Source organism: Sphingomonas sp. NIC1 (assembly GCF_001638925.1).
GTDB classification, from domain to species: Bacteria; Pseudomonadota; Alphaproteobacteria; order Sphingomonadales; family Sphingomonadaceae; genus Sphingomonas; species Sphingomonas aquatilis.
The window spans coordinates 3346219-3358649 of record NZ_CP015521.1; the positions used below are offsets into that span (position 1 = coordinate 3346219).

The 12431-nt window shown below is 67.4% G+C and carries 8 protein-coding genes; 2 read left to right on the forward strand and 6 right to left on the reverse strand.

All coding sequences use genetic code 11. The annotated features are described in order from the left end of the window. Positions 1-78: 78 nt before the first annotated feature. Positions 79-1443, forward strand: a complete 1365-nt coding sequence (locus A7E77_RS15640) for a cryptochrome/photolyase family protein (RefSeq protein WP_063689503.1) — start codon at positions 79-81, stop codon at positions 1441-1443. 3 nt (positions 1444-1446) lie between these two features. Here A7E77_RS15640 and A7E77_RS15645 read toward each other — a convergent pair whose 3' ends face one another. After that, entirely contained in the window at positions 1447-2337 is an 891-nt protein-coding gene (locus A7E77_RS15645; protein ID WP_063689505.1) for a LysR family transcriptional regulator, read from the reverse strand. A 100-nt stretch (positions 2338-2437) separates the two neighbouring features. Between A7E77_RS15645 and A7E77_RS15650 the strand changes: the two genes are divergently transcribed. Next, positions 2438-4516: a malate synthase G gene (locus A7E77_RS15650; RefSeq protein ID WP_063689508.1), complete on the forward strand. Its 2079-nt coding sequence runs from the start codon at positions 2438-2440 to the stop codon at positions 4514-4516. Positions 4517-4538: 22 nt separating this feature from the next. Here the strand turns inward: A7E77_RS15650 and A7E77_RS15655 are convergent, their stop codons facing one another. The 5 genes from A7E77_RS15655 to A7E77_RS15675 form a co-directional block, all read right to left on the reverse strand. Further along, positions 4539-5540, reverse strand: a complete 1002-nt coding sequence (locus A7E77_RS15655) for an NAD-dependent epimerase/dehydratase family protein (RefSeq protein ID WP_063689511.1) — start codon at positions 5538-5540, stop codon at positions 4539-4541. Positions 5541-5570: 30 nt separating this feature from the next. Next, positions 5571-7079, reverse strand: a complete 1509-nt coding sequence (locus tag A7E77_RS15660; protein WP_063689514.1) for an MFS transporter — start codon at positions 7077-7079, stop codon at positions 5571-5573. Beyond that, complete coding sequence (locus A7E77_RS15665; protein ID WP_063689516.1) at positions 7076-8551, reverse strand: tryptophan halogenase family protein; 1476 nt, start codon at positions 8549-8551, stop codon at positions 7076-7078. The genes A7E77_RS15660 and A7E77_RS15665 overlap by 4 nt, the downstream gene beginning before the upstream one ends. Positions 8552-8718: 167 nt before the next feature. Further along, complete coding sequence (locus tag A7E77_RS15670) at positions 8719-10812, reverse strand: glycoside hydrolase family 97 protein (RefSeq protein WP_151895491.1); 2094 nt, start codon at positions 10810-10812, stop codon at positions 8719-8721. Continuing rightward, entirely contained in the window at positions 10809-12431 is a 1623-nt protein-coding gene (locus tag A7E77_RS15675) for an alpha-glucosidase (protein ID WP_063690052.1), read from the reverse strand. Before A7E77_RS15675 ends, A7E77_RS15670 begins: the two co-directional genes overlap by 4 nt.

Here is a 12431-nt window from a genome sequence, read left to right on the forward strand (position 1 = left end):
ATGACTTTTGCGGGCGGTCTTCGCGCCCGGCAAGCCCGCGCAGGAACTTAACCTGTGTTCCGCCGATTGGAGCGATCGATGAACGCCCCTAGCCTGTTGTGGCTGCGGCAGGACCTGCGCCTGCACGACCAGCCCGCCCTCGCCGCCGCTGCCCATGCGGGGCCGGTCATTCCGGTCTACATCCTCGATGACGACGCGCCGGGCGAATGGCGGATCGGCGGGGCGCAGCGGTGGTGGCTGCATCACAGCCTCGCTGCGTTGGCCAAGAGCCTGGAGACAAAGCATAGCCGGCTGATCCTGCGACGCGGCGATGCGGTGAGCGTGTTGCGCCAAATGTGCGAGGAGACCGGCGCAGACGAGATCCACGCCACGCGGCATTACGAGCCGTGGTGGCGCGACGCTGAGGCGGCGCTGGGCGACCGCCTGGTGCTGCACGATGGCGACCGATTGGCGCGCGTCGAGGATGTGACCACCGGGTCGGGCACGCCCTTCAAAGTCTTTTCGTCGTTCTGGAAGGCGTTGCAGGAGCATCTGCCGCCCCCCGAGCCCGTGCCGATGCCGCGCACTATCTCGGCGCCAGACCATTGGCCGAACAGCGACACGCTGTCCGATTGGGCTCTGCTGCCGTCGAAGCCGGACTGGTCGGGCGGGTTCGGCGAGGATTGGGTGCCGGGCGAAGCCGAGGCGCTGGCCAAGGTGAAACACTGGCCCGAAGAGGTCGGTGACTACGACCGGCGCCGCAACCTGCCATCGGAAGAGGGCACGTCGCGCCTGTCACCGCACCTGCATCATGGTGAGGTTTCGCCGCGGACGCTGTACCATGCGCTGCGGGGCAAGGCGGACACGATGCCGTACCTGCGCGAGATCGCGTGGCGCGATTTTACCGCGGGCGTGCTGCTCGCCATGCCCGATTACGGCACGGTCAACGGGCGGCGGCAATATGACGCGATGCCATGGCGGACGGGCGCAGCGGCAAAACGCGACCTGAAGGCGTGGCAACAGGGGCAGACCGGCTATCCGATCGTCGATGCGGGTATGCGCCAGCTTTGGACGAGCGGCTGGATCCACAACCGCGTGCGGATGATCGCGGCGAGCTTCCTCGTCAAACATCTGTTGCTCGACTGGCGTGAGGGCGAGCGCTGGTATTGGGACTGCCTGGTCGATGCCGATTACGGGAATAATGCGGTCAATTGGCAGTGGATCGCGGGGACCGGCGTCGATGCCAACATGTTCGGGCGGATCATGGCGCCGCTCAGCCAGTCGGAGAAGTTCGACGCGGCCGATTACATCCGGCAATGGGTGCCCGAGCTGGCGGACCTCTCCGATGCCGCGATCCACGATCCCGATGCGCACGACGCCCGGCCTAAGGGCTATCCGCCCAAAATCATCGGTCACCGCGAGGCGCGCGATCGCGCACTGACGGCTGCCAAGACGCTACGCTGAGCGTCAGGCCCAGGCGGCGGGATCGATCGTGTCGCGCAGGAAATCGATGAAGGCGGTGACGGCGGCCGGGACCGCGGGGCTGCGCAGGTGGACCGCGTAGATACCGACGTCGGCGGACCCCTCCCATTCGGGCAGCACGCGCACGAGTCGGCCCGAGGCGAGGTCATCGCCAACATCCCATAACGAGCGCAATGCGATACCGACGCCGCCCAACGCGAGTTCGCGCACCATTTCGCTGGAGTTGGTGCGGACGTAGCTGGGTTGGGTGACGAGCGTCGCGCGTCCGCCGGAGACGAGACGCCAAGGCATCTGCCCATCGGCCGCCAGCAAACGATGCGCGGACAGGTCGTCCACCTGTTCAGGCGTGCCGATGTCGGCGAGATAGGACGGCGCCGCGCAGAGGATGCGACGGCTGGTCGCGAGCCGGTGCGCCACGACGGTCTCGGGCACTTCTGCCACGATGCGGATCGCGCAGTCGACCCGCGCCCCGAACAGGTCGACGAAGCCGTCGTCCAGATCGAAGCGCAGCTCGACCGCCGGGCAGGCGGCCACGAACCGGCCGAGGTGAGGCGCGACGTGCAGCCGCCCGAACGAGGTCGGCGCCGACACGTGGAGCGGTCCCGCTGGCGCGGTGCGGGCACCGGTCACCCGCGCCTCCGCCGCATCCAGCGCGCCGAGAATGTCGCCCAGATCGGCGCGGAACCGCTCGCCCGCCGTCGTCAGCGCCAGCCGTCGGGTGGTGCGATGCACCAGCGTGACGCCGAGCCGTTGCTCAAGGCGTTGCAGCCGCTTGGAGACCATCGCGGGCGATAGGCGCAGCGCCCGTGCGGCAGCGGAAAGGCTGCCGGCTTCGGCCACGGCGACGAACAGCGCATAATCGGGATCGAAGGCCATTCGTTCCTCTTACGATAAACTGCTTCAATATCTTTGCTGCTACCGAACGGATAGCGATCGGTCTAGGACTGCCGGCAAGACAATAGCGAAGGATGACCTCATGATCGTGCGCGCCGGCCTTGGCATCGCCCCCGAACTTGCCGACTTCCTCGAGCGCGAGGCATTGCCGGGCACCGGTATTGCGCCCGACGTTTTCTGGTCGGGCGTGGCGGCGATCTTCGAACGCTTTACGCCACAGAACCGCGCGCTGCTGGCGACGCGGGACCGGATTCAGGCAGCGATCGACGCATGGCATCGCGACCATGCGTTCGAGCCCGCCGCCTATGAGGCATTCCTGCGCGAGATCGGCTATCTGCTGCCCGAGCCGGGCCCCTTTGCGGTCGACCCCGCCAATGTCGATCCGGAAATCGCCCAGCGCGCAGGGCCGCAGCTGGTCGTCCCGATCCTCAACGCCCGCTTCCTGCTGAATGCCGCCAATGCGCGCTGGGGCAGCCTGTACGATGCGCTGTACGGCACCGATGCGCTGCCCGGCGCGGCCGCGTCCGGCGGCTATGACGCGGCGCGGGGGAGCCAGGTCATCGCTTGGGCCAAGGCGTTTCTGGACGAGGCGGTGCCGCTGGCCGACGGCCGCTGGGCGGATTGGACCGGCGGCACGCCCTCGCTCGCCGATCCCGGGCAACGGGTGGGCAACGCCGGCGACACGTTGCTCTTCCGGCACAACGGCCTGCATATCGAGGTGGTCGTCGATCGCGGCCACCCGATCGGTCGCGACGATCCCGCGGGTATCGCCGACGTCGTCCTCGAATCCGCGTTGACGACGATCTGCGACCTTGAGGATTCGGTTGCGGCGGTCGATGCCGCGGACAAGGTCGCAGGCTATGCCAATTGGCTGGGGCTGATGCGCGGCGACCTGACGGCGAGCTTCGACAAGGGCGGGCAGACGGTGAGCCGGACGCTGGCCGAGGATCGCACCTATATCGCGCTCGACGGCGGCACGATCACTTTGCCCGGCCGCAGCCTGCTGTTCGTCCGCAACGTCGGCCATCTGATGACGACACCGGCCGTGCGCCTGCCCGACGGCAGCGAGGCGCCCGAAGGCATCCTCGACGCGATCGTGACCAGCCTGATCGGGCTGCATGACGTGCGGGGGCAGCGTCGCAACAGCCGCGCCGGATCGATCTACATCGTCAAGCCCAAGATGCACGGGCCGGACGAAGCGGCGCTGACCAACGCGCTGTTCGACGCGGTCGAGGATTTGCTGGGCCTCGATCGGCACACGATCAAGGTCGGACTGATGGATGAAGAACGGCGGACCAGCACGAACCTGGCCGCGTGCATCCACGCCGTCCGTCACCGGCTGGTCTTCATCAACACCGGCTTCCTCGACCGTACCGGCGACGAGATGCACACATCGATGCACGCCGGTCCGATGATCCCAAAGGGCGAGATGAAGGCGAGCCGCTGGATCGCGGCCTATGAAAACCGCAACGTGCAGATCGGGCTCGCCTGCGGCCTGTCGGGCAAGGCGCAGATCGGCAAGGGCATGTGGGCCGCGCCCGATCGGATGGCGGACATGCTCGATCAGAAGATCGGCCATCCGCAGACCGGCGCGAACACCGCTTGGGTCCCCTCGCCCACCGCGGCGACGCTGCACGCGACGCACTATCACCGCGTCGACGTCTTCGCCCGCCAACGCGAGCGCGCCGCCGAGCCGGTCGCGCCGCTCCGCGACCTCCTGACCATTCCGGTCGCCGAGGCGGGACGGAACTGGACGCCGGACGAGGTGCGCGCCGAACTCGACAACAATGCGCAGGGCATATTGGGCTATGTCGTGCGCTGGATCGATCAGGGCATCGGCTGTTCGAAGGTGCCGGACATCCACGACATCGGCCTGATGGAGGATCGCGCGACGCTGCGTATCTCCTCGCAGCATATGGCGAACTGGCTGCTCCACGGCGTCGCGACGCCGGCCGAGGTCGATGCCGCCTTCACGCGCATGGCGGCGAAGGTCGATGCCCAGAATGCCGACGATCCCCTGTATCGGCCGATGAGCGGGCATCCGGACAGCCTCGCCTGGCAGGCGGCGCGCGCGCTGGTGTTCGAGGGTGTCGCGCAGCCGAACGGCTACACCGAACCGCTGCTTCACCGCTATCGCGCCGAGGCGAAGGCGGCCGGTTGAGGCGTCGGCTGAGAGGCGCCGCCTACAGGCGGTGGTAGGCGCGATACCAGTCGACGAACGCCGGCACGCCGACATCGATCGACGTCGTCGGCCGGTAGCCGAGATCGCCCGCGATCGCGTCGATATCCGCCGCGGTGCGGACGACGTCGCCGGGCTGCATCGGCAGATTGTGGCGGATCGCCTGGCGGCCCGTCGCCCGTTCCAGCACCTCGATCACGCGGCCCAACGGCTCCGACCGGTTGTTGCCGATATTGTAGAGACGATGCGGCGCGACGCTGCCGCCGGCTTTCTCCGCCCCGTCGTCGGGCGGTGGATTGTCGTGCGCCGCGATCACGCCGGCGACGATGTCCGCGATGAAGGTGAAGTCACGCTCCATCTGGCCGTCGTTGAACACCGGGATCGGCTCGCCCGCGAACATCGCGCGGGTGAAGATCCACATCATCATGTCCGGCCGCCCCCATGGACCATAGACGGTGAAGAAGCGCAGGCCGGTGAGCGGGAGCCGATAGAGATGCGCGTAGCTTTCGCTCATCACCTCGTTCGCGCGCTTGGTGGCGGCATAGAGCGAGACGGGGCGATCGACGCGATCCTCGACGCGGAACGGTACGGCAGTGTTGCCGCCGTAGACTGACGACGACGAAGCATAGACCATATGCGCGACGCCGCGGTGGCGCGCGACCTCGAGCAGGTTGAGATGCCCGACGAGGTTCGACTGGCCATAGGCCTCGGGATGCTCGATCGAATAGCGCACCCCCGGCTGGGCGCCGAGGTGGACGATGCGATCGAAATCGTGCGGTTCCAGCGCGGACTTCAACGCCGCGGCATCGGCAAAGTCGAGGCGGAGGAAAGTGAACAGGTCGCCATAGCGTTCGGTCAGGCGGGCAAGGCGCGCGTGCTTGAGGGCGGGGTCGTAGTAATCGTTGATCGAATCCACGCCGATCACCCGCGTGCCGCGCGCCATTAGGGCGTCTGCGGTGCTCATGCCGATGAACCCCGCCACGCCCGTCACCAATGTCGTCGGCATCGTCGTCCCCGTTTGCAGTCTGCCGCCGCTCTAGCCGGGGACGCGCGCCGCCTCCACCCGCGTCATCGCGATCGCCGCGAGCAGCAGCGCTCCGGCCGCAAAGGCGAGCGTCCAGATCGGCGCTGTCGGGAAGAAATGCTTGGTGATCGACCCCATCACCGTCGCGACCAGCAGCTGCGGCACGACGACGAAGACGTTGAACAGGCCCATGTAGATACCGAGCTTGCGCTGCGGCAGGCTGGACGCGAGGATCGCGTATGGCATGGCGAGGATCGACGCCCAGGCGATGCCGATGCCGATCTCGCTGGCGAGCAGCCATTTGGGATCGGTGATGACGAAGAAGCTGGCAAAGCCCGCCGCGCCGCACAGCAGCCCGATGATGTGCGTCTTCGCCTGCCCGATCCGCTTGGCCAGTACCGGCAGCAGCGTGAGCGCGGCGACCGCGGCGATGCCGTTATAGGTTGCGAACAGCACGTCGACCCAGTTCGCGCCCTCCTGATACAGCGGGCTCTTCGCGTCAGGCGCGCCGTAGAAGGCGCCCGCGACGATCGGCGTGGTGTTGATCCACATGATGAACAATGCCGACCAGCTGAAGAATTGCGCGACCGCCAGTCGCTTCATCAGCAGCGGCATCCCGCCAAAATCGCCAACGATATGGCCCAGCATGCCCGCCGCATGCCCCGCCCGAGCGCGGGCGATCGCGACGATGCTGGCGAGACCATAGCCGGCCAGCAACGCGCCGAGCAGGTACACCTCCTTCTCCAGCCGCATCGCGGCGACGGCGACGATCACGATCGCCCCCGCGACGATCCAGGCGATGCTGGTGCCGTAGCGGCGCGCGGCGAGGATACGGAGCGTGTGGCCATGGTCGTCCGCCGCAGAACCGTCGAATGCCGCCATTTCGTCGGGCGCATATTCGCGCGTCGTCAGCACGGTCCACAACACCGCGAGGAACAGCGCCGCGCCGCCGAACCAGAAGGCATAGCGTACGGTATCGGGAATGCCGCCGCCCGCCGCCTGGTTGGACACGCCGAGATGTTCGAGCAGCCAGGGGAAGATGGACCCGAACACCGCGCCTGCGCCGATAAAGGCGGTCTGCACCGCATAGCCTGCGGCATGCTGATCCTTGTCGAGCATATCGCCGACAAAGGCGCGGAACGGCTCCATGGAAACGTTGAGCGAGGCGTCGAGCAGCCACAGCAGCATCGCCGCCATCAGCAGCCCCGGGCTTTCCGGCATCAGCAGCAGCGCGATCGCCGCCAGGATCGCACCGGCGAGGAAATACGGCCGCCGCCGCCCCAGCCGGCCGAGCCAGGTGCGGTCGCTGAGGTGGCCGATCACCGGCTGCACCAGCAGGCCGGTCAGCGGCGCCGCGACCCACAGCGCGGGCAGATCATCGAGGCTGGTGCCGAGCGACTGGAAGATGCGGCTCATGTTGGCGTTCTGCAGCGCGAAGCCGATCTGGATACCGAAGAAGCCGAACGAGATATTCCAGAGGCCCGCCCAGCTTTGGCGCGGGCGAGTGGCAGTGGGGGTCATGGCATCCTCCGGTGGCCGTCTAGCGCGGCCTGATGATCTGGGAAGTTGAGCAGGCATCCGCTCAGCAAGGTATCGATTGCGGCAAGGTCGGCGACGGGGGGCGCCGCGCGCAGCCGCGTCGCATCGGGGAAGGTGCCGTAACCGGCGAGCAGCACTTCCCACGACATCGGCGCATAATAGCCGGCAAGGCCCCGCCCCTCGACCACTGCGGCGACGTCGCCGCCGGTGAACCACGCGGTCATGATCGCCTTCAGGTCGTCCGACAGATCGTCGTTGGCGGCGACGTCGCGCCAGAAGACTCCGCTGCGGCGGTTGAGGCGGTAATGGGCGACGATATAGTCGCGGATACCGTCGTAGCGGCGCGCGATCGCGGCGTTGAAGGCGTCGCGGCTGCCGGCCTGATAGGCGCCGATGAAGCCTTCGATCGTGGCCTGTACGATATGGAGCGCCGTCGCTTCGAGCGGTTCGATGAAGCCCTGGGCGAGGCCGATCGCGAGGCAGTTGGCGGTCCAGCTCGTCTCGACGCGCCCGACTTTCATGCTGAGGTGGCGGGCGGCGACATCGGCATCGAGCAGGCCGAGGTGACGGCGCAGCTCCGTCTCGGCCGCGTCGGGCGACAGGTAGCGTGAGGCGTAGACGTAGCCATTACCGGTGCGGCTGGTCAGCGGAATGTCCCAGGCCCAGCCGGCGGACAGCGCGGTCGCCTTGGTCTGGACCGGCAGCGCGCCCTGCCGGGGGGTGGGCATCACCACGGCACGGTCGGCGAACAGCGTATCGGCGAAGGAGCGGAACGGCACACCGAGCGCCTGTTGCGCGATGACACTGGCGAAACCGCTGGCATCGACGAACAGCTCGGCGTGGAGGGCATCCCCTTCGTCCAGCGTCAGTGCGGCGACCTGACCGGCCGCATCGACCACGACGTCCCGCACGCGTCGCGGCAGATGGACGACGCCGCGGGCCAGCGCCGCGTCGCGCAGGACATGCCCGACCTTATGCGCGTCGAAATGATAGCCGTAGCCGATGCGGAACGGGAAGTGTGCGGGCGCGATCGGGGCGCGGCCCGCCTCGGCCAGCCTCGCGTTGAGGAAGAAGCGGTCCGGATGCGCGGGAACGTCGGCGCCATGACGGCGTGCGCGGGTGCTGGCGAAGAAGGCACCTTGCGTATGGAGGTCGATCTGGCCGGCGAAGGGGTGGAAATAGGCGGGCGTGTCGTCGGCCCACCCATGAAAGGCGATGCCCGCCTTGTAGGTCGCGTCGGCGGCCGGCATCCAGTCGGCCTCGGCGAGCCCAAGCGTATCGAACAGCGCCTTGAGCTGCGGGGTGGAGCCTTCGCCGACGCCGACGATGCCGATGTCGGGGGATTCGATGACGGTGATGCGCGCCTGCGGCCATGCCCTGGCCATCAGGCAGGCGGCCATCCAGCCGGCGGTGCCGCCGCCGAGGATGGCGATCGAGGGGGGCGGTGGGGTCATCGGTGAAGCGCCGTCGCCTGCCCCATCTTCTCCGTCACCCCGGACTTGGTCCGGGGTCCACTGTGCAACGGGGGGACGGGCAAGAGGCTCAGGCGTTCCCCCCGCGGACGAGTGGACCCCGGAACAAGTCCGGGGTGACGGAGTGATTGGGGCGAGCGCGCGTCCACTTACTTCCGGCGAGCCTTGCCGCTGGCGACGAAGCGGATTGCCTGACCGCCGCCGGGCGCCAACGCGAGCGTCATCGTGTCGCCCTTCTTCACCTGCCGCTTTTCGATCGCGATCGCGTGGCGGGCGTCGGTGCGATAGTCCGCCCCCGTGCCGTCGCGGTAGATTTCGGCGGTATAGCTGCGGCCCGGATCGAGGAAGTCGAGGGCGACGTTCAGCGTCCGGCCGCTCTCGTTGGTGATGCTGCCGAGATACCAGTCGTCGCTCGCACGATCCTTGCGCGCCACGGTGACGTAATCGCCGACCTCGCCGTTCAGCACACGCGTATCCGACCAATCGACCGGCACGTCGCGGATGAACTGAAAGGCGTCCATGTGCTTGGCGTAGTTTTCGGGCGTATCCGCGGCCATCTGCACGGGCGAATAGATGACGACGTAGAGCGCCAGCTGCTTCGCCGCGGTCGACATCAACGCGCTGCCGCCCTGCCCTTCCAGGCTCAGCATGCCGGGCGTGAAGTCCATCGGGCCGCCGAGCCATTGGGTGAAGAACATATTGGCTTCGTGATTGGGCGGGTTCTTGCCCGGCCAGGCGTTATATTCCATGCCGCGACCGCCTTCGCGGGCGAGCCAGTTGGGATAGGTGCGGCGCAGGCCGGTGTCCTTGACGGGTTCGTGGCTGTCGATCCCGACCTTGTACTTGGCGGCGGTCTGCACGACGCGCAGATAGTGGTTCACCATCCACTGCCCCTCATGCCATTCGCGCTTCTTCGTGCCGTCGGCATCGACGCGTTCGATCTGCGCGGCGTCGGTGACGTAGCCGGTCTTCACGACCGGAATGCCGTGATCGCGGGCATAGGCGAAGGCGCGGTCGAGCTGCGCGTCGTAGTGGCTCGCCGAGCCGCCCGTCTCGTTATGGCCGACGAGGTGGACGCCCTTCGCCTTGGCGTAGCGGGTCAGTTCCGCGGCATCGAAATCGGGCGTCGGCTGGTCGAATTGCATGTCGTTGCCGTTACCGAACCAGTCGCCGTCCCAACCGACGTTCCAGCCTTCGACCAGCACGCCCGGGATTTTGTTGGCGGCGGCGAAGTCGATATACTTTTTGACGTTGGCGGTGGTCGCGCCGTGCTGCGGCCCGGTCGCCCAGGTCCATTCGCCCTTGATCATCTTCCACCACACGCCGACGAACTTGGCGGGCTTCAGCCAGCTGACGTCGCCGAGCTTGTTGGGCTCGTTGAGGTTCAGCTCGAGGTGGCTCATGTAGAGGCCGGGCGCGTCGTCCGACAGGATGATCGTCCGCCACGGCGAGGCGAAGGGCGCCGCGCGCGTGACCTTGGGCGCACCCGCGCCAGGCGTGAGCGAGGCCTTCAAGGTATTTCCCTCGCTGCGCGCGAGGTTCATCGCCGCATAATCGACCAGCGCCGCCTCGTGCAGCGCGGCATGCGTCCCGTCGGCGAGCTTCACCGTCATCACCGTCTGCGCGGTGCCGACCGCGTCGAGCGGCGTCTTGTTGTAGAGATATTCCTCGCGGTTCCACAGATAGGCCGGCTTCCACCAGGCGGTGCCGTTCTGTGCGAAGGCGAATTCGGTCAGCTCGTCCGAGATATTGGCGTTATGCAGGTTCGGCTGGTCGGGGAAGCTGTAACGGAAGCCCAAGCCGTCATCGAACAGGCGGAAGGTGACGTCCATCTCACGCTTCAAACCCGTCTTCTCGCGGAAGCGGAGGGTCAGTTCATTGTGGCGGTCGCGGATCGTCCGCCATTCGCCGAAGGGCTGCGTCCAGCTGCTGTCGCCGCTCGCCTTGGACTGGCCGATCAGTTCGACGTTGCGCTCGATCTTGGGCGCGTCGGTGAACATGATGCCGAGCCGGCTGGGGTTGAGGATCGCCTTGCCCTTGCGGCTGACCGCATAGGTCAGACGGCCGTCGTTATCGAAGGCGATGGTGAGCGCGATGCTGCCGTCGGGCGAGGTGGCGGTGGCGACGGGCTTGAAGCTGGCGGTGGGGATTTGCGCGACGGCATTGGGATCCGTCTGGGCGACGGCAGCGCCCGCCGCCAGCACCAGCGCCATCGCGGCGCCGATCGTGAAATGCCTCATCATGCCTCTCCCGTTCTTTTGGCGATCAATGCGCCATATCCGTCGAAATGCCAGCCCTGCGTCGCAGTCTCGGCGACGGTCTGCCACTGGTCGGGCTGGTCCGGCGCCCAGCGCTGCGGTTCGGGCGACAGGTTGAAGACGCATAGCATCGTCTCGTCCGCGGCACGCCGTTCGATCGCGAGCATGGCGTCGTCCGCCGCGACGATGCGGATGTCGCCGGTCAGCAGCGCCGGATGCGCTTTGCGCAGGGCGAGCACGTCGCGCGTCCAGTGGAGCAGCGCATGCGGGTCCCGCTCCTGCCGGTCCACCGCGAGCGCACCATGATCGTCACCGATCGGCAGCCACGGCTTGGCGGTCGAGAACCCCAGGTTGGGCGCATCGGCCGCCCATGGCATCGGCGTGCGCGCACCGTCACGCGACAAGGTGCGCGGCCAGTTGGCGATGGCTTCCGGGTCCTGCAGATCCTCGAACGGCACGTCGACCTGGGTCAGACCCAATTCCTCGCCATAATAGAGGAAGATGTTGCCGCGTAGGCTTGCCAGCAGCAGCATCTTCATCCGGGCGAAGGCCCGCGCCTGCTCCGGCGCGACCCAGCGCGAGATCGCGCGCGGCGCATCGTGGTTCTCGAACGCCCAGCTCGGCCAGCCGACGCCGTCCTGCTCGGGCCATTTCTCCACCGCCTCGGCGACCACGGCGGGCGTCAGGCCGGGGGCGTAGAGGAAGTCGAAGCCATAGGCGCTGTGCAGACGCCGGCCTTCGGCGGTGAACAACTTCATCTCGCGGTCGCTGTCCGCCCCGCCGACCTCGGCCACGGTGAAGCGCGCGTCATAGCTGTCGAACAAAGCGCGGATGCGTTCGAGGAAGCCGGGAATCGCCTCGTGGCTCTGGTTGTAGGTGTGGAGCTGGTAATCGAACGGGCGCGTGCGCGGGATGCCATCGTCCAGCGGCGCGGGCGGATTGTCGCGGAAGCCGGGATCGAACATCATGAAGTTGATCGCGTCGATGCGGAAGCCGTCGATGCCCCGCTCCAGCCAGAAGCGGGCGACGTCGAGGAACGCCTGCTGCACCGCCGGATGGTGGCCGTTTACCTGCGGCTGCTCCTTCAGGAAGTTGTGCATGTAATATTGGCGGCGGCGTGCGTCCCACGTCCATGCCGGGCCGCCGAACACCGACTGCCAGTTGTTGGGCGGCGAGCCGTCGGGCTTGGGATCGTGCCAGACGTACCAGTCGGCACGGGGATTGTCGCGGCTGGCCCGGCTTTCCTCGAACCAGGGGTGCCGGTCGCTGGTGTGCGCCCAGACCTGATCGATGATGACCTTCACGCCGAGCGCATGCGCGCGGGCGACGAGCGCGTCGAAATCGGCAAGCGTGCCGAAGATCGGGTCGACGTCGCAATAATCGGACACGTCATAGCCGAAATCGGCCATCGGCGACCGGAAGAACGGCGACAGCCAGATCGCCTCGACACCAAGGCTCGCGACATGATCGAGGTGCGCGGTGATGCCGGGCAGGTCGCCGATGCCGTCGCCATTCGAATCGGCAAAGCTGCGCGGATAGATCTGATAGATGGTGGCGCCGTGCCACCAGGCACGGTCTTGGGGGCGGTCCTGGGGAGGTTGCAT

Coding starts and splice junctions, on each gene's coding strand:
- A7E77_RS15640 (WP_063689503.1), top strand. CDS start 79: ATGAACGCCCCTAGCCTGTTGTGGCTGCGGCAGGACCTGCGCCTGCAC.
- A7E77_RS15645 (WP_063689505.1), bottom strand. CDS start 2,337: ATGGCCTTCGATCCCGATTATGCGCTGTTCGTCGCCGTGGCCGAAGCC.
- A7E77_RS15650 (WP_063689508.1), top strand. CDS start 2,438: ATGATCGTGCGCGCCGGCCTTGGCATCGCCCCCGAACTTGCCGACTTC.
- A7E77_RS15655 (WP_063689511.1), bottom strand. CDS start 5,540: ATGCCGACGACATTGGTGACGGGCGTGGCGGGGTTCATCGGCATGAGC.
- A7E77_RS15660 (WP_063689514.1), bottom strand. CDS start 7,079: ATGACCCCCACTGCCACTCGCCCGCGCCAAAGCTGGGCGGGCCTCTGG.
- A7E77_RS15665 (WP_063689516.1), bottom strand. CDS start 8,551: ATGACCCCACCGCCCCCCTCGATCGCCATCCTCGGCGGCGGCACCGCC.
- A7E77_RS15670 (WP_151895491.1), bottom strand. CDS start 10,812: ATGATGAGGCATTTCACGATCGGCGCCGCGATGGCGCTGGTGCTGGCG.
- A7E77_RS15675 (WP_063690052.1), bottom strand. CDS start 12,431: ATGCAACCTCCCCAGGACCGCCCCCAAGACCGTGCCTGGTGGCACGGC.